The organism is Streptomyces krungchingensis, assembly GCF_054729265.1.
Genome location: NZ_JBPUKY010000001.1, coordinates 7,949,780 through 7,971,198 on the forward strand (window position 1 = coordinate 7,949,780; position 21,419 = coordinate 7,971,198).

Sequence of the window (21,419 nt, forward strand, 5' to 3'; positions counted from 1 at the left end):
GCTGCGGACACCCCTCGCTCAACTTCGCGGCGTGTCCGCCGAATGGGGATGTCGGCAGGAATACCGGGGTGCGATGTGGTGCTCTGAAGTGAACGGTTCGGAGCGGGAGGAGCTGGTGCTCGGATGGCGGTGGACGCGGCGGACGCGGATCTCCCGGCGCACGACCCGGTCGTCGCCACCCCGTACGGAGCGGTGCGCGGCCGGTACGAGAAGGGCGTCGCCGTCTTCCGCGGCATCCCCTACGCGGCGCCGCCGTTCGGCCCCCGCCGTTTCCTGCCGCCGGTACCGCCCGAGCCCTGGGACGGCGTCCGCGACGCGAGTGCCTTCGGGCCGACCCCGCCCAAGCCGCCGTACTCCGAGGCCTTCGCACGCCTGCTCGCCGACCCCGTCGTGCCCGGCGACGACTGCCTCAACCTCAACGTGTGGACCCCGGAACCGGGGCCCGGCGCCCGGCTGCCCGTCATGGTGTGGATCCACGGCGGGGCCCTGACCCGCGGCTCCTCGGCCATGCCCGTCTACGACGGTCACTCCTTCGCCCGCGACGGCGTGGTCCTCGTCTCCCTCAACTACCGTCTCGGAGTGGAGGGTTACGGCCTCTTCCCGGACGCGCCCGCCAACCCGGGCCTGCGCGACCAGCTGGCCGCGCTGGAGTGGGTGCGGGCATCCGTCGCCGAGTTCGGCGGCGACCCGGACCGCGTCACCGTCTTCGGCGAGTCGGCCGGAGCCATCAGCATCGGCGCGCTGCTCGCCGCCCCACGGGCCCGTGGCCTGTTCCACCGGGCCGTCCTGCAGAGCGGGCCGCCCGAGGCGGGCGACCGCGACAAGGTGCGCCGGATGGTCCGCCGGATGGCCGCCCGGCTGAAGGTCCCGGCCACCGCGGAGGCGTTCGCCGCCGTCGACCGCGAACTGCTGCTGCGCACCCAGGCCGACGTGGGCAGACTCAGCAGCCCCGTCCTCGGCGGGCCCGCGTTCGGTATCGTCGTCGACGGCGACCTGGTCCCGCGCGACCCGCTGGAGGCCCTCATCGGCGGTGCCTCGCCCGACGTCGACCTGCTGATGGGCTGGACCAGTGAGGAGTACCGGCTGTGGCTGGTGCCCGGCGGGCTCATGGAGACCGTCGACCGGCTCGGGCCCGTCGCGCTGGCCGGGGCCATGGCCCGCTGCCGCTGCGGCCACGAGGTGCCCCGCGGCTACCGCGCCCTCCACCCGGCCTTGAGCACCGCGGACCTGGTGGGCCAGATGGTCACCGACCACCTGCTGCGCGTCCCGCTGCACCGGCTCGCGGACGCCCGCGGCGGCCCGTCCCGTACGTACGTCTACGAGTTCGCGTGGCCCTCGAACGTGCCGGACCTCGGTGCCTGCCACGCCCTGGAACTCGGCTTCGTCTTCGACACCTCCGACGTGCCCGAGTCGGAGAGACTCGCGGGCGAGGGCGCCCCGCGGGAACTCGCCGACGCGATGCACTCCGCGTGGGTGCGGTTCGCCGTCGACGGCGAACCCGGGTGGCAGACCTGGGACGACACGCATCCGGTGCGCGTCTTCGGCGGCGGCGAACCGCACACCGTGCACGGGCCGCGCGACCGCGAACTCGCCCTGTGGGACGCCGAGTCGGACCGGCCCACGCCGACCGCCGACCTGACCGGCGCCGAGTCCGCCCGGGTGCCGCGCGCGTCCGGCGGACTGCCCATGTGGGGAGCGGCACCACTGTCGGCGGTACGGCGACTGCGGAACTCCGGACGCGCCCGGCGGTCCTGAGGCCGCGTCCGCCGCCTGCCCCGCCCGGCGCGTGTGCGCCGGGCGAGGAGGCTGCCGGGGCGCCGGCGCCACCGGCCCGGCTTCGGTGCACCTGGACCGGCCGGAGCCCGGACCGGCCCCCGGAGCCGGGCGCGGGCCGGTGGGTCAGGCGGGCTTCAGCGTCCGTGCGATGCCGGCGATCGCCTCGGGGCCCACCCGGCAGCAGCCGCCGATGAGGCGGGCCCCGGCCCGCTGCCACCCCGTCACCTGCTCGGCGGTGAAGGTGGAGCGGCCGGTCCACGACCGCGCCCCGGCGTCCCACGCCTCACCGCTGTTCGGGTAGACCACGACGGGCTTCCCGGTCACGCGCGCGGCGGTGGCCACGGCGCCGTCCACGTCCTCGGGCGCGCAGCAGTTCACGCCGACCGCGATCACCTCGTCCGCGTCGGCGGCCGCCGCGAACGCCTCCTCCAGGGGCTGCCCGGCGCGCGTCCGGTCCCCGGCGACGCTGTACGACAGCCACACGGGCACGCCGAGCCCGCGCACCCCCCTGAGCAGCGCCCGCGCCTCGTCCGTGTCGGGCACGGTCTCCAGGGCCAGTACGTCGGGTCCGGCGGCGGCCAGCACCTCCAGACGCGGCCGGTGGAACCGTTCCAGCTCCTCGACACTCAGCCCGTACCGCCCCCGGTACTCCGAACCGTCCGCGAGCATCGCCCCGTACGGCCCGACCGAAGCGGCCACCCACAGCGGCCGTGCGACCCCCTTCGCCCGCGCGCGTCCGGCCGCCTCGCGGGCGAGCGCGACGCTCAGGCCGATGAGCTCGCCGGCCTCGTCCCGCGGGATGCCGCGCTGGGCGAACCCTTCGAAGGTCGCCTGGTAGCTGGCCGTGATCGCCACATCGGCGCCCGCCTCGAAGTAGGCGAGGTGCGCCTCCACGACGGCCTCCGGCCGCTCCGCGAGCAGCCGTGCCGACCACAGCTCGTCGCTCAGGTCGTGCCCGGCCGATTCGAGCTGGTTGGACATGCCGCCGTCGAGGACGACGCTGCCACGGGAGAGCGCCTCGGCGAGGGTGCGAGGGGTGTCGCTGGTCATGTCACGACGCTAGTCGATGCGGTGGGCGGCATCCGGTCCCGTCCATCTGGTGAACGCCCGGCCCACGATGCGGGACGTGGCGGCCGGCCCACGACGCCGGGTCCGTGGTGTGAGGGCTCGGTGCCTGCGGGCGGGTGGGCCCGGGGCCGTGGCACGGAGCGCTCGGTGTTTGTGGCCGGGCGCGTCGGGCTTGTGGCGTGGAGCGCTCGCCGCCCGTGGCCGGGTGCGTCCCGACCTGTGGCGTGGAGCATTCCGGAGCCGCGGCCCGGAGCCATCGGTCCCCGCGGCCCTGGGCACCGGAGTGCGGGCGTCCTGCCGCGAGCGGGGGCTTCCCCTCCGGGGGAGCGCGGCCGCTCCGGCGCCGATCCGGGCCGGGGCGACCGCTGCGGTGTCCCGCGGGTGCTGTCACGCGTCGAACGCGGTGTCCCGCGCCACCTTCTCCCAGGTGGCGATCTCCGTGCGCTGTGCGTCGAGATGGCCGACCACGGCGTCGACACCGTCGCCACCGAGCGGCAGCCGCAGGGGGGTGTTCACATCGGCGAGCGCCGCCAGCACCGCCGCGACGCCCTTCGCGGGGTCGCCGGGCTGATCGCCGTCGCCGCCGGCGATCGCCCGGCGGGTCGGACCGACCGTGTCCGCGTAGTCGGCGATCTCGTCGCTCGTGGTGGCACCGCCCAGCAGATTCGTGCGGAACGACCCCGGCTCCACGATCAGCACCTTGATGCCCAGCGGAGCGACCTCCGCGGCCAGCGCGTCCGAGAAGCCCTCCAGCGCGAACTTGGTGCCGCAGTACGCGGAGAACCCGGGGAAGGTCATCTGCCCGCCCATGCTGCTCATCTGCACGACAGCGCCTGAGCGGCGCTCCCGCATGTGCGGCAGGACGGCGCGGACGAGCGCGGCGGGCCCGAAGAAGTGCAGGTCGAACAGCGACCGCAGTTCGCCGTCCGTGGTCTCCTCGGCGGCGCCGACATGGGTGCGGCCGGCGTTGTTGACCAGGACGTCGATCCGTCCGTGCCGTCGCACCACATCGGCCACGACGGAGTCGATGCGCCCCTGGTCCGTCACGTCGAGGGCGACCGCCTCGACCTGGTCGGGGTGGGCCGCGACGAGATCGGCCAGCGTCTCGGGCCTGCGGGCCGTCGCCACCACCACGTCCCCCACGGCGACGACGGCCTCGGTGAACGCCCGGCCGAAGCCGCTGTTCGCGCCGGTGACCAGCCATACCTTGCTCATGTCCGACTCCCTCGTACAGGTCGTGCTGTCGATGCACCGAGCTTCTCCGCGAACCGGGTCGCCCGTCCAAGACCCTTCGTGATAACCAATGGTTATGGCCATGGACGTGCACGGCAGGGACCTGCGCTACTTCGTCGCGGTCGCCGAGGAACTGCACTTCACACGCGCCGCGGAGCGCCTCTTCGTCTCCCAGCCCGCCCTGAGCAAGCAGATCCGGGCCCTGGAACGGCAGTTGGGCGCCGAGCTGTTCGAGAGGGACAGGCGAGATGTGCGGTTGACGGCGGCGGGCGCCGCCCTGCTGCCGTACGCGCGGCGGATGCTCGCCGAATGGGAAGCGGCGTCCGCTGCCGTGGAGCGGGCCAAGGCCGAGCAGCAGGCGACGATCGCCGTCGGGATGAGCACGAGCCCGGGCCGCGGGGGACTGCTGCCCGCGATCAGATCCCGGTTCAGCGAGACGTGTCCGGCGGCCAAGGTCGAACTGCGGCAGGTGAGTTGGACGGACTCCAGCGCGGGGCTCGCGGACGGTTCGGTCGACGCCGCCTTCGTGTGGCTGCCGGTGCCGGACGAGGAGCGCTACGCGTGGGTGGTGGTGGCCGAGGAGCCGCGCCATGTCGCACTGCCGGACACGCATCGGCTCGCGGACCGCCCGGAGGTCGACTTCGCGGACCTGCTCGACGAACCGTTCATCGCAATCCCGAAGTCGGCCGGGGTGCTGCGCGACTACTGGCTCGCCCTCGACGCCCGCGCGGGGCGCCCGGCCCTGATCGGCGCGGAGGCCGCGAGCGCCGACGAGACGTACGAGGCACTGGTGGACGGCCGGGGCGTCTGCCTGCTCGCCGCGGGCAACGCGCCGCTGCTCACCCGCGGCGGCGTCGTCACCCGGCCCGTGCGCGGTGTCGCACCGAGCCGTCTCGCCCTGGCCTGGCGGGCCGGGGACCGGCGGCCGCTGGTGCGGGCGTACGCCGAGGCGAGTCGCCTGGCGTCGGGCCGGCGCGCCGGATGATCCGTGGCTTCGGCGTGCCGGGCGGCCCATGGCCCCGGCGTACCGGGCGCCCCAGGGCCGCCCTACCGGCCGTACCTGGCGATCCGTGACCGGCCGCACCTGGCGATCCGTGGCCGCCGTTCCGGGCGATCCGCGAGCGTTGCGTCAGGCGATCCGTGGCCGCCGTTCCGGGCGACCCATGGCCTCCGTTCCAAGCGATCCGTGACCGCCGCACCGATGATGCGTGACCGCCCCACCGAATGACCCGTCGCCGCCCCCGGACGACCGGTCGGTGGCGACGGCCCCGCGAAAAGCGACCGACCACTAGAAAGCGCTTGCCCCAGGCGATACGGTCCAGCGGCCAGGTCTTTTGCGATCAGGGCGGGCGGCCCGTGCTCGGCACCTGCGGCTCCCTGCACGGCGCCACCGTGCCGGCGGGGTTCGTCCGTGCCGAACCCGTCACCCGCCGGCCGGTGTCCGAGGGCCTGGCGCAGGAGGGATGGACTCCTGGGGCGCCCCGACCGGAACCGGAGCGCCCCAGGCCCGCCGGAAGGACTGGAACCACTGATGCACCTGCCGCCGCCCGACACCGCACTCAGCCCCCGCACCGGATACACCCGCGCCCACTGGGAGGCCGCCGCGGACTCGCTGCTGGCCGCGGTGGAGCCGTACGCCACCGAGGACCGCGCCCTCTACCACCTGCCCGGTGATCACGAGAGCTGGTCGGGCCGGCTCTCCGACGGACTGGAGGGCTACGCCCGCACCCTGCTGATCGCCGCCTTCCGGCAGGACGAGAAGACCCTCGAAAGGTACGCGGACGGTCTCGCGGCCGGAACCGCGGGCGTCTGGCCGCGCGTCGAGCACCGCAGCCAGCCCCTGGTGGAGGCCGCGTCGATCGCCCTCGCCCTGCGCCTGACCCGGCCGCTGCTGTGGGACCGGCTGGACGACGGAGTCCGGCAGCGGGCGGCCCACTGGCTCGGTGACGCGCTGACCGCCGAACCCTGGGCCAACAACTGGGAGTTGTTCCCGGTGACCGTCGGCGGCTTCCTCCAGGAGGTCGGCCACGAACCCGAGGCGGCGCGCGCCGCCGTCGACCGCGGACTCGCCCGTATCGAGCAGTGGTACCTCGGCGACGGCTGGTACAGCGACGGCCCCGGCCGCGCCTTCGACTACTACAACGGCTGGGCCATGCATCTGTATCCGGTGCTGCACGCCTGGCTGTCCGACGACCGCCGCCTCCTCGACCTGTACGGCGCAAGACTGGAGGCCCATCTCGCCGACTACGCCCGCCTGTTCGGCGGCGACGGCGCCCCCATGCTGCAGGGCCGCTCCCTGACCTACCGCTTCGCGGCCGCGGCCCCCCTCTGGCTCGGCGCGCTCACCGGCCGAACCCCCCTGTCCCCGGGCGAGACCCGGCGGCTGGCCTCCGGCGCGCTGCGTCACTTCCTCGACCACGGCGCCGTCGACGACCGCGGTCTGCTCACGCTGGGCTGGCACGGCCCCGACGAGGCGTTCCTTCAGGGCTATTCGGGCCCGGCGTCCCCGTACTGGGCGAGCAAGGCCTTCGTCGGGCTGCTCCTGCCGCCCCACCACGAGGCGTGGACGGCGCGCGAGGAGCCGGGCCCGGCGGAACGGGCCGACGCCGTCACCCCGGTCGGGCCGCCCAACTGGCTGCTCCAGAGCACCGGTTCGGACGGGGTCGTCCGCCTCCACAACCACGGCAGCGAGGACGCCCGCTACGACCCGTTCTACACACGGCTCGCCTACTCGACGGCGACGCGGCCCGCGTCCGCGCCCGCGTACGACAACAGCGTCGTCGTCGACGGCGACCCGGGGCGCACGGACATCGAGCCGCTGGGCGTCGGGGAGGGCTGGGCCGCCTCCCGGCACACGGTCTCCGGGGACACCCGGGTCGTCGGTCTCGTGGTCGCGCACGAGGCGGTGGAGGTGCGCGCCCATCTGGTGACCGGGGCGGCTCCCGGCACCGGCGTACGGGTCACGGGCTGGACGGCGGCACAGGGGCTGCGGGCCGAACTCCTGCCCGCCCACGGCCTGTCGGGGGAGTCCGCCCCGGCCGGCGTCACGGGCGTCACGGGTGACGGGCCCACTCTGTTCGTCGCCGTGGCCCGGCTCACCGGCGACGCGCACCCCCGGCCCCTCGCGGACCTGGTGTCCGTGGAGGTGTCGCGGGACCGCGAGGTGTCCGTCGACTGGGCCGGGGGCCCGTCGGCGCGGTTCCGGTTCGGGGCGCCGGACGAGCGGTCCGAGCCGTCGGCGTGGACGGTGACACCCGTGTGAGACGGCGCCGCCGCCGGTCCGTGGCACCGGGTACGGTTCGGCGGCGGCCGAAGTGTTCTGCCGTTAGCGTGGCCCGTATGACCTCCCTCGGCACCCCGTTCGCGGCGCTGCACCACGCCGACGCGCCCCTGCTCCTGCCCAACGCCTGGGACCACGCCTCCGCGGCGCTGCTCGCGGGCCGGGGATTCGCGGCGATCGGCACCACGAGCCTCGGCGTGGCGGCCGCCGCGGGACTGCCCGACGGCGCGGCGGCCACCAGGGACCTGACGACGGCGCTGGCGCGGAGTCTCGGCACGGTCCCCTGCCTCGTGTCCGTCGACGCCGAGGACGGGTTCAGCCGGGACCCCGGCGAGGTGGCGGAGCTGGCGCGGGAGCTCGCCGCCGCCGGGGCCGTCGGGATCAACCTGGAGGACGGTCTCGGCCCCGCCGGACTGCACGCCGAGAAGATCGCCGCGGTGAAGGCCGCCGTGCCGGACCTCTTCGTGAACGCCCGCACCGACACGCACTGGCTCGCCGACGGCGACCCGCGGGAGACGGAACGCCGCCTCGACGCCTACGAACAAGCGGGCGCCGACGGCGTGTTCGTGCCCGGACTGACCGACCCGGCGCGCATCGCGAGCCTGCTGAAGACGCTGGACGTCCCGCTCAACATCCTCTTCTCGCCCGCGGGGCCGACCGTCGCGCACCTCGGCGAGCTCGGGGTCAGCCGGGTCAGTCTCGGATCGCTCCTGTACCGGCGGGCGCTGGGAGCCGTCCTGGACACGGTCGGGGACATCCGGGCCGGACGCCGGCCACGCGGCGACGCGCCGACCTACGACGAGGTGCAGGCGCTCAGCCCCCGGACCGGTCCCGCGGGCCGATGAGCGCATGGGCCAGCAGGTCCGCGAACTCCACGGGGTGTTCCAGGCAGCCCAGATGGCCGCCGGGGAACTCCACGAGTTCCGCGCCGGTGAGCCCGGCGAGCGACTCGGCCGTGCGACGCGGCAGTTGACCTCGCGAGTCCCGCCCCACGCCGAGTGCGAGACGCGGGGAGAGCCGCTTCAGGGCGTCCACGTCCGGCGCGTGCGTGGTGAACGGGCGCAGGACATGGGCGAGGAACAGGCCCAGCGGGGAGTCCGGGCCGGGGGTGTCTCCTCCCTCGTCGGCCCGCCCCGACGGCGGGGCGTCGGCGCCGTCCGCCGCCACCGCCTGCCGGGGGCCGGGCCGCCAGGGACGCCCCTCCAGCCCGGCGCCCAGGCGCTCGACGGCCCGCGCCACGCCCTCGGTACGGCAGATCGCGTCCACCTCGCGGACCATCGCGCGCTGCGTCTCCCGGTCGGGGAGCACCTCGACCGTCGGCGGTTCGTGCGCGACCACCCGCCGGACGCGTTCGGGGAAACGGGCCAGCAGGTCCAGGGCGACGATGCCACCGGAACTGGTGCCGAAGACATGAGCGGAGTCGCCGGCCGGCAGGACCGCGTCGAGCAGCCGGCGGGCGTTCTCGCTCCACGTCCCGACCCGCTGGTCCCCGACCGGCCCGTCCACGGGCCCGCGCGACAGCCCGAGCGGGTCGTGCGTCACCACCGTGAACCGTTCCGCGAGGCGCGCCGTGACGCCCTCCAGACCCATCGGATGCCCGGCCCCGCCGGGGACGAGGAGCAGCACCGGACCGCTGCCGCACACGGAGTGGTGGAACTCAGGCACGGTCGTCCTCCTCGGCGCGCGGCCAGTGCTCCAGGGTGATGTGCAGGGCGTCCAGCGCGCGCTCCCAGGACGCCTGGACGTCACGGGGCGCACCGAAGCCGCCGATCGCCTCGAGGTGGCAGTAGCCGTGGAAGGTGCTGCGCAGCAGGCGCACGGCGTCGGTCAGATCGGGCTCGGACAGTCCGTACCACCGGAGCATCCCGTAGGTCACCTCGGCGGTGCGCCGGGCGGTGGACTCCGGGACCAGGTCGGGGTCCAGTTGCATGTGCGTGGCCCGGTAGCGCCCCGGGCGTTCCAGCGCGTAGGCGCGATAGGCGTCGGCGAACGCCACCAGCGCGTCCTTGCCGGCCCGTCCGGCCACGGCGGTGGCGATCCGGTCGACCATCTCCCCGGCCGCGAGCAGCGCGATCCGGGACCGCAGGTCCTGCACGCTCTTGACGTGCGAGTACATGCTCGCGTCCTTCACCCCGAAGCTGCGCGCGAGCGCGGACACGGTGACGTTCTCGAACCCGACCTCGTCCGCGAGGTCGGCCGCGGCTTCCACGACCCGCTCGGTGGTGAGCCCTGCGCGCACCATGACTGACCGCCCCTCCGTGCCGCCCGCGCCCTGTCCGGGCGAGGTTTCCTAGACCTTCTAGGAAATATCCTAGTGCACGAAGCAGCGGGAGGGGTGAACCGGGGAGGCGTGAGCCGCGCAGGACTCGGCGCTCGCACGACGCGGGCCGGGACGACGTGCGCTCCGGAAGACGACTGCTCCGGCAGACGCCGGCTCCGGAGGACGACTGCTCCGGAGGACGCGAACGGCGGAGGCGGAGGAGAGCGTCGGGGGCCGAGAGTCCCGCGGAGCCGGAGGAGCCCGAGGTGGGCGGGGGAGTCCCGCGGAGGCCGCGGCGCCCGTCGCGGGCCGTGGCGCGGGAGCAGTCGGCTGGAACCATCGCGAACGTCCCAGCCGACATCGCTCCCCTCGCACCACGCTACGCACGCCGCCGCCGGCCGAGTCTCCGGTTCCCGCCCGCGGTGCCGCCGATCCGCGCCACGGAACCGGACACCCGCCGTTCGCGTCCACGCACTGAAGGATTCGCGGCACGCGCCGTGCACGGCGCGGTGACAAGGGGGCAGCCCCGTGAACGATCCTCACTTAGGAGCCCTGCACGTACGCCGGGCCACCGTGGGCCAGTTGCAGACCGCGGCGTCCACGATCCTCGCCCCGCTCGCGGTGACCGCGAAGGGCGTGGACGGGTTCCGCGCCGACATCGACGCGGTGGCCGTCGGGCGCCTGTCCGTGGCGCGTATCCGGGGCTCCGGGCACCTCGTCGCACGGACCCCCCGGGTGATCACCTCCACCGATCCCGAACTGCTGAAGATCACGCTGCACCGGTCACCGCGACCCGCGGCGGTGGACCAGGGCGGCGTGCAGTCCCGTGCGCACGGCGGGGACTTCGTGGTGCTCGACATGACGCGGCCCTACCGGCTCGCGGTCGCCGACGGCTGTGACGTGACGGCCGTCGGCATCTCGCGCACCGAGCTCGGCCGCCACGCGGACGCCGTCGCCGGCCGGGCGGCCAGGCGGCTGCCGGCCGGGTCCGGGGCGCAGGCCGTGCTCTCCGCCTTCCTGGACGGCCTCGGCCGGCACCTCGACGAACTGTCCGGAGCGCAGCGGGCCCATATCGGTGACGCCCTGGTGTCCCTGCTCGTCGCGGCTTTCACGGACGGCGCGGTACCCGGCCGGATGGACACCGAGACCGCCCTGGTGGACCGCATCCGCGTCTACACGCTGGCCAACATCTCCGACCCGTTCCTGTGCGTCGACTCGGCCGCCGCGGCCCACGGCATCTCGGCGCGCCAGCTGCACCGGCTGTTCCAGCGGACCGGCGAACCGTACGCGGCCTGGCTCCGGCGCGAGCGTCTCGCGCGCATTCGCCGCGACCTGCTCGACCCGGCCCACGACAGCCGTACGACGGCGGCGGTCGCGGCGCGCTGGGGCATCCACGACCCGCGCCACCTGGCGCGCGCACTGAGGGCGCAGTACGGGCGGTCGGCGCGCGAACTCCGGTACGAGCGGCCCTGACCGGACTCCTCGGCCGCACAGGGAGCGTGACCGTACGGGGGCGGCAGGGGCAGCGGTGACGCGTCGCGGCCCCACGGCGTCACGGTGACCGGCAGGGGACGGTGCCGCCCCTCACCGCGCCGTCCTCCGGGTCAGCGTGATGAGCCACACGGTCGCCGCGAGGGACGCGGCGGACAGCGCCGTCAGCAGCCAGGGCACAGCGTGGATCCCGGACGCCTCGATGCCCACGCCGAGCAGCGGGGGCGCCGCGACACCGCCGATCATCGAGGCGGCGATCACCCACGCCCCGGCCCGCTTCGCCTGCGGGAGGGCCCGGTCGAGCCAGGTCAGCCCGGTCGGGAAGACGGGGGCGATGAACAGGCCCACCCCCGCGTACGCCACCGGCGCCGCCCCCTCCACGAGCGCCAGCAGCAGGCACGCCGTCATCCCGGCGGCGCACACCGTGAGGATGCGTTCGGGCGTGTACCGCAGTGTGACCGGCACGACGAGGAAGCGGCCCGCCGTCATCATCAGCCAGTAGACGGCGGTGGCGGACGCGGCGACCGACGTGCCGTAGCCGACGGTCTCCAGGTGCGTCGGCTCCCAGCCGCCGACACCCGCCTCCACCCCGACGTTGAGGATGTAGAGGGCGAGGAAGCCGACGAGGATCCGGGACGGGCCGAGCGACGCGGAGGCCCGCGGCGGCGCGGTCGCGTCCGCGGTCGCGGTGCGGACGCCTCCCGTGCACAGGGCGAGCACCGCCGCCAGCAGCGCGCAGGCCCCGAAGGCGTATGTGTAGTGCGCGGGCCCCAGCCAGGCGATGAGCGCCGGCCCGAGCACCGCGCCGATGCCGAAGTGCGCGTTCAGGACGTTCAGCATGGCTGTCGAGCGGTCGCCGAACCCCACGGCGAAGAGCTGGTTGAGGCCGTAGTCGATGCCGCCGAAGCCGAGGCCGCCGAGGAAGGCGGCGGCGAGCGCCGAGGGCCAGTCCGGAGCGAGCGCGAAGCCCGCCCCGCCCAGGGCCATCAGCGCGTAACCCGCCGCCAGCAGAGTCCGGTTGCTGATCCGGGAGTGGATCGCGTTGAAGGCGAGGACGCCGGCCACGCCACCGGTGAAGTGCAGGCTCAGACCGAGACCCGCGCCGGACGGGGACAGCCCGTACTCCGCGCGCAGCCCGGGCACGGCGGGGCCGTAGAGCGCCTGGAGCATGCCGATGAGGACGAACGCGACGCAGGACGCGACCGCGGCCGGACGGCTGAAGAGCCGGCCGGCCGCGACGGGCGTGAGGGTGTCAGTCATGGATCTCCGAGAAGACGAACGAGAACTCGGCCGGGCCGGCGTGCAGTTGGTACTGCGGCAGGGCGCCGGGGCCGCACGACTGCGAACCGATGCCCTGCTGCCCGTGATCGAGGTTGACCCAGACCGTGTCGCCGGGCACCAGGTCCGTCAGGTGGTCGGCGGCGTCGAGCTGTTCCGTCGTCCAGCGGCGCGCGGTGAACCAGAAGGACGGTTCGCCCTCGATGCGCAGACCGCCGATCTCCGCCCGGCGCACGTCGGCCCGGGCGCCGTTCTCCTGCGGACGTACGTACGGTGTCTGGAGGTCGTCCACCGAGGACTCCCAGCGTCCCAGCATCGAGGCCGACCCGGTGTCCGGGTAGGCCTCACCGGGGCCACCGCCGAACCAGACCGCGCGGTCCGCCGGGCCCGTGAGCCCCAGCCGGATCCCCAGGCGCGGCAGGGGAAGCGTCCACGCGCCCTCGGGTGCCACGGACACGGTGAGCCGCAGCCGCGTCCCGTCGGACGTCCACCGGTACACCGTGCGCAGGCCGGCCTCCCGGCCGGCGGGCGCCACCCGGGTGCGTACGGTCAGCGCGTCGTCGCCCAGCTCCACGGCGTCCAGCCGGTGACGCATCCGGTGCAGGCCCAGGCCGCGCCAGAGCGGGCCGTGGCGCGCGTCCGGCTGCCAGTGCGCGCCGTTGTCGTTGTCGGTCGGCGCACGCCACACGTCCAGACGCAGACCGGTGACATCGATTCCGCCGATCGTCCGCAGCGCACCCGTGCGGGCGTCGAAGGCCGCCGGTCCGAGAGTGATGTCCCGCAGGCCGGGCACCGGGCCGTCGGTCTGCGCGACACGGGGCAACGGGTGCTCGGACAGCGGCAGTTGGGCCCAGGCCACGACATGACCGCGCGGGCCCCAGGCGGTGTCCTCGGCCAGCACGGCCCGCACTGTCCACCGCGTCTCGGCCCCGCGCCCGTCCGCGGACGGCGGCGGCAGCTTGACCTCCGCCGAATCGCCCGGACCGAGCGTGGGCACCGACAGCGCACCCGACTCGACGCTCACCCCGTCGACCTGGAACGACCACTCGAAGGCCAGCCCGGACAGGTCCGCGAAGTCGTGGGCGTTGGTGACGCGCACCGTCCCGGCCGGACCGTCGCCTTCGATGCGGACCGGTTCGAGCACCTTCTTGTACTCGACGAGTCCGGGCGACGGCGTGCGGTCGGGGAAGAGCAGCCCGTCGCACACGAAGTTCCCGTCGTGCAGCTCCTCGCCGAAGTCGCCGCCGTACGCGAACCCGTACCGTTCGTCCTTGATCCCGTGGTCGATCCACTCCCAGACGAAGCCGCCCTGGATGCGGTCGTAGGACTCGAACAGACGCTGGTAGTCGGCGATCCCGCCGGGGCCGTTGCCCATGGCGTGCGCGTACTCGCACAGGATGAAGGGGAGTCCGCGCCGCTTGTGGGTGCCGCCGTCCAGGCCCCGGCCGATCCGTTCGACCTCCGCGTGCCCGGCGTACATCCGCGCGTACATGTCCGTGTCGCGGCAGTCGGGGTCGCCCTCGTAGTGGATCAGCCGTGAACCGTCCCGGCCGCGGATCCACTCGGCCATCGCCGTGAGGCCGCGCCCCGTGCCGGCCTCGTTGCCGAGCGACCAGACGACGACGGACGGGTGGTTCTTGTCGCGCTCGACCATCCGGGCCGCGCGGTCGAGCAGCGCCGGCGTCCAGCGTTCGTCGTCGACGGGATTGTCGCGCCAGGCCTGCTCGGTGAAACCGTGGGTCTCCAGGTCGCACTCGTCGATCACCCACAGCCCGTACTCGTCGCACAGGTCGAGGAAGGCGGGGTGCGGCGGGTAGTGCGAGGTGCGCACGGCGTTGATGTTGTGCCGCTTCATCAGCAGCACGTCCTCGCGCATGGTCTCCAGGTCGAGCGCGCGGCCGTGTTCCGGGTGCCACTCGTGCCGGTTGACGCCCTTGAAGAGGATCGCCCGGCCGTTGACCTTGATCAGGCCGTCGTCGAGGGCGACCGTGCGGAAGCCGATGCGCAGCGGGACGCGTTCGCCCTCGGTGACCAGGGTGCCGTCGTAGAGCCGTGGCGTCTCCGCGGTCCACGGCCGCACCGGCACGGTCACCGGCTCACCGGTCGCGACGTCGATGTCCAGGCCGGGGACCACGACCCGCCCGTCGACGTCGGAGTCGACACGCAGCGTCCCGAGGCCCTCGACGTGGTCGTAGGAGGCGTGCACGAAGTGGTCGAGGACGCTGCCCGGCGGCCGGTGCAGGAGCGTGACGTCCCGGAAGATGCCCGGCAGCCACCACTGGTCCTGGTCCTCCAGGTAGGAGCCCGCCGACCACTGGTGGACGCGTACCGCCAGCACGTTGCCGGCCGGCTTCAGCAGGTGCCCGACGGCGAACTCGTGCGGCAGCCGGGAGCCCTTGAACTCGCCGATGTCCGTGCCGTTCAGCCACACCCGGGCGCAGGACTCCACACCGTCGAAGCGCAGCACCGAGCCGCCCCGCGCGGGCCAGTCGCCGGGCAGGTCGAAGTGACGCAGATGGTCACCGGTCGGGTTCTCGGTCGGCACCCGCGGCGGATCGACCGGGAAGGGGTAGAGGTGATTGGTGTAGATCGGCGAGCCGTGCCCCTGGAGCACCCAGTGGCCGGGGACGGTGATCTCGGCCCAGTCCCCGGCGTCGTGGTCCGCCGCCGCGAAGGAGCCGTCGTGCGTGTCGGCCGTGGGTGACAGGCGGAAGCGCCAACTGCCGTTCAGCGAGAGGGTCCTGGCGTCCGAGGAGGGGTGGCGGGCGCGTGGCGGGAGAGCGCCGCTGCCCGGCGAGACGTCCTCGACGTAGTCGGTGGCGGTGGTGCGGAAAGACATCGGTCTCCAGGTCGTGGAAGGGACGTGTCAGCCCTTGATGCCGGTCTGTGCGATCCCCTGCACCAGCCAGCGCTGGAGGAAGAGGAAGACGAACACCAGGGGCAGGATGGAAACGGCCGTGGCCATGAAGATCAGATGGAAGTTGACGGTCTGGTTGGTCATGTACGAGGAGAGCGCGACCTGGACCGTCCACGCCTGCGGGTCCTGGCCGATGACCAGCGGCCACAGGAAGGCGTTCCAGCCGCTGATGAAGGTGATGGTCGCGATCGCGGCGAAGAAGTTCAGCGAGTTGGGCACGACGACGCGCCAGTACGCGCCCCAGTACCCGAGCCCGTCCACCCGCGCCGCCTCCTCCAGCTCCTTGGGGAACCCCAGGAAGTACTGCCGGAACAGGAAGCAGGTGAAACCGCTGAACAGCCCCGGGACGACGAGCCCGCGCAGACTGTCCACCCAGCCGAGCGAGGAGACGAGCACGAAGCTCGGCACGAAGGTGACGGCGGCGGGCACCATCAGGGTCACCAGGACCGCGTAGAAGATCTTGTCGGCGTGCCGGTAGGGGATGCGGGCGAGGCCGTAGCCGGCGAGGGAGCAGACCAGCAGAGTGCCCAGGGTGTGCAGCACGCCGACGACCGCGGAGTTCCACAGGGACCGGGCGAAGGGGACCGTGGTGTCGTCGAACAGTTCGCCGATGTTGCCCCATTGGAGGTGGGTGGGGAAGAACTTCCAGTTCTCACCGGTGATTTCGGCGTCGGTGGACAGGGCGTTGCGGACGAGCAGGTAGAAGGGCACCAGGAAGAGCAGGGTCGCGATGCCGGTGGCGACGTACAGGCCGGTGTTCCCGAGGACACCTCGGCGGTCGCGTCGGCGTCCGCGCCCGTTCGGCGGGGCGACGGGGGCCCGGTGGCCCTTGACGACGGTGGTCACTTGGCCTCGTCCCTCCTTCCGAATCCCATGAACCTGCCCTGGAGCAGGGTGACCAGGCAGATCAGCAGGGTGAGGATGACGGCGCCCGCGCTGCCCGCGCCGTAGTCCTGGGCCTGGCCGAGGGCCGTGTAGTACAGCTCGACGAGGGGCGGACGGCCCCAGGTGGTCTTCGACAGCAGGTTGAAGAACTCGTCGAAGGCCTGGTAGGCGGCCACGAGCAGCAGCAGGATCACGGCGGTCGACGTCGCGCGCAGCTGCGGCAGGGTGATGTGCCGGAAGGTCTGCCAGCCGGGCCTGGCACCGTCGATGGCGGCGGCCTCGTAGAGCTCCGGCGGGATGTTCTGGAGCGCCGCCAGGAACAGGATCATGTAGAAGCCGGACTGGAGCCACAGGCGCGCGCTGACGATGACGAGCCAGTACCAGGGCGGGTCGGGGTTCGCCAGCCAGGCGATGTTGTCGATGCCGAACCAGCCGAGGACCGTGTTCATCAGGCCGAAGCGGACCCCGCTGAAGAGGGACATCTTCCAGATCAGCGAGGCGGCGACGTAGCTGCACGCGGTGGGCAGGAAGAACACGGAGCGGAAGAACGCCCGCATGAAGCGCAGCCGGTTCACCATCAGCGCGAGCCCCAGTGAGACGGCCCAGGTCAGGGGCACGATGAGTGCGGCGAAGACGGTGAAGGTGACGAGGGCACCGGTGAAGTTGCTGTTCTCCAGCATCTGCCGGTAGTTGTCGAGACCGACGAACTTGTCGGGGGTGACCGTGAAGCGTGCCTCGAAGAAGCTCAGCCAGAGGCTCCAGCCGATCGGGATGTAGACGAAGACCAGCAGGCCGATGAGGAACGGGCCGGTGAAGACCCAGAAGGCGAGGGTGCTGCTGCCCCGCGGCCCCCGCCTCGGCCGGCCCGGGGAGGCCGGGGCCGGGGCGGGGCGCGCGGCACCGCGTGTCGTGGTGGTCGACATGTCGTAGCCCGCCCGCCGGCCTATCCGAAGAGCTTCTTGAGCTCGCGGTTCACGGTCGTGTCCGCCTTGTCGAGAGCGGCCTCCGGGTCACCGTCCTTGCGGACGCAGTCGGCGAAGACGTCCTCCAGCGCGGTGATCATGCTCTGGGTCCAGCCGATGTTGTCGAAGTGCCCGTACTCGTTGAAGAGGTTGACGCCCTCGGCGGGCAGGCCGGACTTGAGCTTGGTGGCGCCCGCGGCGAGCGAGGAGCGGGGCGGTATGTGGAAGCCGTAGGAGAGCGACCAGTCCTCCTGGTACTTCTTCTGGTCGATCCACAGCCACTTCACGTACTCCTTGGCCAGGTCGACGTTCTTGCCCTTGGCGTTGACGAACATGGACCAGCCGCCGTTGTAGACGGAGGGCCTGCCGTCGTCGGTGACCTTGGGGAAGGGGAAGACGCCGATGTCGTCGCCGAGTGCCTTCTGCATCTGCGGCATGGCCCACATGCCGCAGAACTGGATCGCGCACAGGCCCTGGTCGATCGCGGAGGGGTCCCAGTAGTCGGCCGGGGCGTCGAGGAGGAGATCTCCGCCGGTGAAGAGCTTGCGCATCTTCTTGAGACCTTCCTTGACCCCCTCCGTGTGGTACGCGATGCGGTTCTGGTCGTCGAGGGTGTCGGCGCCGGCGGACCAGATCATCGGGTTGATGACCGCGTGCAGGTCGTTGCCGAGGAACAGGCCCTTGACCTTGCCGGTGGTGAGCTTGGCGGCGGCCTCGATCAGCTCGTCGAGCGTGGCCGGCACCTCGACACCCGCCTTCTCCAGCAGCGACGGGCGGTAGAAGAAGAACTGCGGGTCGTCGATCATCCGGACGCCGTAGATCTTCCCGTCGACCGTGTGCGAGGCGATGTCGGCCGGATTGAAGTCGTCCTTGACCGGCTCGACGATGTCGCTCAGGTCGGCGACCTGGCCGCTCTTGACGAGCTGGATCTGTGGATGGAACTCGAACAGGTCGGGCGCGTTCTTGGTGAGCAGGGAGGCGAAGAGCTTGCTCTCGAAGTCGGAGCCGGTGATCCACTGCGTGGTCACGTCGGCCTTGTCGTAGTCCTTGGCGTACCGCTTGACGGCCTGTTCGGTGCCGGCCTCGCCGTACGCGTGGAAGTACTGGACGAGGCTCTTGCCCGAACCGCTGCCCCCTCCACGGCCGTTGTTGCCTCCGCACGCGGCCAGCGGGCCGAGGGCGGCGAGGCCCGCGGCGGCACGCAGTACGGATCGACGGTCCCAGTTGCTGCTGCTCATTGCCGACATGCTTGACGTCCTTGTCTCGAATACGGCTGCGGCTCGGTCGCTCACGCGCCAACTGGCTCAAAGAACGCTGCGGTGCGGGACGTTAACCTTCGGCTAATACTTCGGCAAGGGGTTGGACGAAGCCCGTTCGAAGAGTTGTGGACGGTTCGGAGTACCGGACAGGACGAGGCGGCGGGGGGTCGGGACGGCCATGAGGACGCCGTCGACTCCCGTGCGATCACCGCGACATGGGCAGGCCGGGGCGCGATCCGCCGGCACGGAGACGGTGGAGTGGGCCGTCGCCGCCGGGAGTCGTGGCCGAACGCCTTCGCTCCGAGGGGCGTCGGCGCCGGACTCCCGGCCGCGGTCAGCCCTTCGAGCCCCCGCGTGCCCGCATCCGTGGCGTGGCCGCGTTCCGCTGGCCGACCGACTGAAGCGCCCCTTCCAGGGCGAACGTCGCGGCGCCGAGGCAGACGGGGTCGGTCGGAATGGGGGAGAGGACGATCTCGGTGGCGGCCAGCGGCCGCTTCAACGCGTGCCGGGCCACCGCGTCGCGCACCTCGTGCAGCAGCGGTTCCCCGAGCGTGGCCGCGACCCAGCTGCTGAGCACGACCACTTCGGGGTTCAGCAGATTCACCAGGTCGGAGATCCCGGCGCCGAGATAACGGGCGGTGTCCCGTACGACCTTGAGCGCCACGGGGTCCTGTGCGGCGACCCCCCGCGCGAGCGCGTCGATGGTGGCGGTCTGGTCCTCCGGGTGCAGCAGCGCGCTCCCGGGGCTCAGTTCCCGCAGATTCAGCATGATCCCCGGGGCCCCGACATAGGTCTCCACGCAGCCGTGATTGCCGCAGTGGCACAGCCGGCCGTCCAGGACCAGCGTCGTGTGGCCCCATTCGCCCGCGCTGTTGCTGACCCCCCGGTGCAGCCCGCCGCCGAGGGCGAGCCCCGCGCCGACGCCCGTGCCCAGATTGACGACCACGGCGTCGCCGCGCCCCCGGGCCGCGCCGAACCAGAGCTCCGCGACCGCGCAGGCGCGCAGCGGATTGTCGAGATGCAGCGGGTAGGCGATGTGCTCGGCGAGCAGGTCGAGCAACGGCACGTCGTGCCAGTCCCAGTTGGGGGCGTACTCGCAGACGCCGCCCTCCCGGTCGACCTGGCCGGGCACGCTCACCCCGACGCCCAGGACCCGGGCCGCTTCCACCCCGGCCTGCGCGACCACCGAGCCGACGGCCGTCGCGACGTGCCCGACGACCTGCTCCGGGCGGCTCTCGCCGGGGCGCATGTCCTCGTCGGCGCGCGCCAGCACGTTCAGTGCCAGGTCGAAGAGCTCGACCCGCACATACGTCTCCGCGATGTCGACGCCGATCAACGCTCCCCCCGAGGCGTTGACGGCCACGAGGCCCCGCGGGCGGCCACCCGCGGAGTCCTCGAAACCGACCTCGGTCAGCATGCGCAGGTCGAGCAGCTCGCCGACGAGCGTGGCCACCGTGGCCAGACTCAGTCCGGTCGCCGCCGCCAGTTCCTGCCGGGAGGTGGGTGATGCGGCGATGATCTGACGCAGCACCTCATAGCGGTTCGCCGTACGGATGTCGCGTGATGTGCGCTTCACCGGACCTGCCACCTCGATCCCCCGGTCCCTCCCCGTCACGGCCGGGCCCAGCGACCCCGGCGCGCCGCAAGGCTATGACTCGGGAAGGGCTTTCGACAAGGGGTTAGGAAAGGGGCTGGAGGAAGTCCCGCACAAACGCGTTGGTGAAGGTCCCCGCCGGGTCGAGGGCACCGGCCAGCGCCCCGAAGTCGGTGAGCCGCGGACTCCGCGCACGCACCACCTCGGACGGCACCGTGAACACCTTGCCCCAGTGCGGCCGGGCGTCGAACGGCGCCAGCGCCTCCTCGACCCGGGCCACCACCGGCAGCACCGCCTGCGTGTCGGCGACCCAGGTGAAGTGCAGGGCCACCGAGTCCCGGCCGTACGCCGGGCTCAGCCACTGGCGGTCGGCGGCCACCGTCCGCACCTCGCAGATCTGCAGCAGCGGCGCGATGACCTGGCGGATCGCGTCGAGAGCGTGCAGCGCGGCCGGGGCGTCCGAGCGCGGCAGCAGGTACTCCGACTGGAGCTCGGCACCGCTGCTCGGGGTGAACTCGGCCCGGAAGTGCGGGAGCCGGTCGTGCCAGGGGCCGGGCACGCCGAGCTGCTCGGTGCAGTTCCGCGCGGGCATGCCGGGCACCGGGTGCATCGCCTCGGTGGCGGGCGCCGCCCACGGGAAGTCCACCGCCGGACGGTCGGTGCGCCGCTTCAGCCACACCTGCCCGAAGCCCGGCTGCCGCCAGTCGGTGAACAGGCTGACGCTGTACGCCGCCGAGGCGACCGCCTCGAAGTCCAGGCCCGCCAGCGGAAGTCCGGTGAAGACGTGCTGGCTCACCTCGAAGGCCGGCTCCAGGTCGAGGGTGAGTGCGGTGACCACGCCGAGCGCGCCGAGCGCCGTCACGGCGCCGTCGAAGCGGGTGTCGTCCCGGCCGATCGTCACGGTCGCACCGTCGGCGGTGACCAGTTCGACCTCGCGCACGGCGGAGGCGAGCGAACCGTTGGTGACACCCGAGCCGTGCGTGCCGGTCGCCACCGAGCCCGCCACCGAGATGTGCGGGAGGGACGCCATGTTGTGCAGCGCCAGCCCGTGCTCGTGCACCCTGCGGGCGAGTTCGGCGTACCGCACGCCGCCGGAGACCCGTACCGTACGGGCCGTCGTGTCGACGTCCACCGCGGGCGGCAGCCCGGTCAGCGACAGCAGTACGCCGCCGTCGCCCGGCTCGGCGATCTCGTTGAAGGAGTGGCCGCTGCCCAGCACCCGCACCCGCGCGCTGTCGGCGACGAGCGCGCGCAGCGCGTCGAGCGAGCGGGGCCGGTGGAGCTCCCCGGCCGTGTACGTGATGTTGCCGGCCCAGTTGGTCAGGGTGCCTGTGGTGCCTGTCATCCCTGTCGTCCTCCGCGGGAAGTCGCCGTACGCGGCCGGGTGGGACGGCCACGTGTGGAACCTGTCCGGCC

Annotated in this window: 16 protein-coding genes; 5 read left to right on the forward strand and 11 right to left on the reverse strand. The window is 73.1% G+C overall.

Going from position 1 to position 21,419, the window contains the following annotated elements; translation table 11 throughout:
* Positions 1 to 123: 123 nt before the first annotated feature.
* Complete coding sequence (locus tag ACSYGO_RS34770; RefSeq protein ID WP_460388931.1) at positions 124 to 1,755, forward strand: carboxylesterase/lipase family protein; 1,632 nt, start codon at positions 124 to 126, stop codon at positions 1,753 to 1,755.
* A gap of 144 nt (positions 1,756 to 1,899) precedes the next feature.
* Here ACSYGO_RS34770 and mmuM read toward each other — a convergent pair whose 3' ends face one another.
* Both mmuM and ACSYGO_RS34780 read right to left on the reverse strand, forming a co-directional pair.
* Positions 1,900 to 2,826: a homocysteine S-methyltransferase gene (mmuM, locus tag ACSYGO_RS34775; RefSeq protein WP_460388932.1), complete on the reverse strand. Its 927-nt coding sequence runs from the start codon at positions 2,824 to 2,826 to the stop codon at positions 1,900 to 1,902.
* A gap of 405 nt (positions 2,827 to 3,231) precedes the next feature.
* On the reverse strand, positions 3,232 to 4,059 hold the full coding sequence (locus ACSYGO_RS34780) for an oxidoreductase (protein ID WP_460388934.1): 828 nt from the start codon (positions 4,057 to 4,059) through the stop codon (positions 3,232 to 3,234).
* 94 nt (positions 4,060 to 4,153) lie between these two features.
* Here ACSYGO_RS34780 and ACSYGO_RS34785 point away from each other — a divergent pair, with 94 nt between their 5' ends.
* The 3 genes from ACSYGO_RS34785 to ACSYGO_RS34795 all read left to right on the forward strand — a co-directional run bounded on the left by ACSYGO_RS34785 (position 4,154) and on the right by ACSYGO_RS34795 (position 8,202).
* Positions 4,154 to 5,062 carry a LysR family transcriptional regulator gene (locus tag ACSYGO_RS34785; RefSeq protein ID WP_460388936.1) on the forward strand — a complete coding sequence of 303 codons (909 nt, stop codon included), beginning with the start codon at positions 4,154 to 4,156 and terminating at the stop codon, positions 5,060 to 5,062.
* Positions 5,063 to 5,608: 546 nt separating this feature from the next.
* Positions 5,609 to 7,339, forward strand: coding sequence for a DUF2264 domain-containing protein (locus ACSYGO_RS34790; RefSeq protein WP_460388938.1), 1,731 nt, complete (start codon positions 5,609 to 5,611; stop codon positions 7,337 to 7,339).
* Positions 7,340 to 7,416: 77 nt separating this feature from the next.
* Positions 7,417 to 8,202, forward strand: coding sequence for an isocitrate lyase/PEP mutase family protein (locus ACSYGO_RS34795; protein ID WP_460388939.1), 786 nt, complete (start codon positions 7,417 to 7,419; stop codon positions 8,200 to 8,202).
* Here the strand turns inward: ACSYGO_RS34795 and ACSYGO_RS34800 are convergent.
* Together ACSYGO_RS34800 and ACSYGO_RS34805 are read right to left on the reverse strand one after the other, a co-directional pair.
* Positions 8,171 to 9,022, reverse strand: a complete 852-nt coding sequence (locus ACSYGO_RS34800) for an alpha/beta fold hydrolase (RefSeq protein ID WP_460388941.1) — start codon at positions 9,020 to 9,022, stop codon at positions 8,171 to 8,173. The two genes, ACSYGO_RS34795 and ACSYGO_RS34800, sit on opposite strands and share 32 nt — an antisense overlap.
* Positions 9,015 to 9,599, reverse strand: coding sequence for a TetR/AcrR family transcriptional regulator (locus ACSYGO_RS34805; protein WP_432176567.1), 585 nt, complete (start codon positions 9,597 to 9,599; stop codon positions 9,015 to 9,017). The genes ACSYGO_RS34800 and ACSYGO_RS34805 overlap by 8 nt, the downstream gene beginning before the upstream one ends.
* Positions 9,600 to 10,145: 546 nt before the next feature.
* Between ACSYGO_RS34805 and ACSYGO_RS34810 the strand changes: the two genes are divergently transcribed.
* Positions 10,146 to 11,090 carry an AraC-like ligand-binding domain-containing protein gene (locus ACSYGO_RS34810; RefSeq protein ID WP_460388943.1) on the forward strand — a complete coding sequence of 315 codons (945 nt, stop codon included), beginning with the start codon at positions 10,146 to 10,148 and terminating at the stop codon, positions 11,088 to 11,090.
* A 111-nt stretch (positions 11,091 to 11,201) separates the two neighbouring features.
* On the opposite strand, the gene ACSYGO_RS34815 is transcribed toward ACSYGO_RS34810, so the two are convergent.
* The 7 genes from ACSYGO_RS34815 to ACSYGO_RS34845 form a co-directional block, all read right to left on the reverse strand.
* Positions 11,202 to 12,368, reverse strand: a complete 1,167-nt coding sequence (locus ACSYGO_RS34815) for an MFS transporter (protein ID WP_432189453.1) — start codon at positions 12,366 to 12,368, stop codon at positions 11,202 to 11,204.
* Positions 12,361 to 15,225, reverse strand: a complete 2,865-nt coding sequence (locus tag ACSYGO_RS34820) for a glycoside hydrolase family 2 TIM barrel-domain containing protein (protein WP_460388945.1) — start codon at positions 15,223 to 15,225, stop codon at positions 12,361 to 12,363. The genes ACSYGO_RS34815 and ACSYGO_RS34820 overlap by 8 nt, the downstream gene beginning before the upstream one ends.
* A 27-nt stretch (positions 15,226 to 15,252) precedes the next feature.
* Positions 15,253 to 16,053, reverse strand: coding sequence for a carbohydrate ABC transporter permease (locus tag ACSYGO_RS34825; RefSeq protein ID WP_359502576.1), 801 nt, complete (start codon positions 16,051 to 16,053; stop codon positions 15,253 to 15,255).
* A gap of 92 nt (positions 16,054 to 16,145) precedes the next feature.
* Positions 16,146 to 17,111, reverse strand: a complete 966-nt coding sequence (locus ACSYGO_RS34830) for a carbohydrate ABC transporter permease (protein ID WP_460388946.1) — start codon at positions 17,109 to 17,111, stop codon at positions 16,146 to 16,148.
* 20 nt (positions 17,112 to 17,131) lie between these two features.
* A complete protein-coding gene (locus ACSYGO_RS34835; RefSeq protein WP_426681237.1) occupies positions 17,132 to 18,397 on the reverse strand; it encodes an ABC transporter substrate-binding protein in 1,266 nt (421 codons plus the stop codon).
* Between the two features lie 346 nt (positions 18,398 to 18,743).
* Positions 18,744 to 19,985 carry an ROK family transcriptional regulator gene (locus ACSYGO_RS34840; protein WP_432176562.1) on the reverse strand — a complete coding sequence of 414 codons (1,242 nt, stop codon included), beginning with the start codon at positions 19,983 to 19,985 and terminating at the stop codon, positions 18,744 to 18,746.
* A gap of 103 nt (positions 19,986 to 20,088) precedes the next feature.
* Positions 20,089 to 21,348: an FAD-binding protein gene (locus tag ACSYGO_RS34845; protein WP_426681235.1), complete on the reverse strand. Its 1,260-nt coding sequence runs from the start codon at positions 21,346 to 21,348 to the stop codon at positions 20,089 to 20,091.
* Between the last annotated feature and the right edge of the window lie 71 nt (positions 21,349 to 21,419).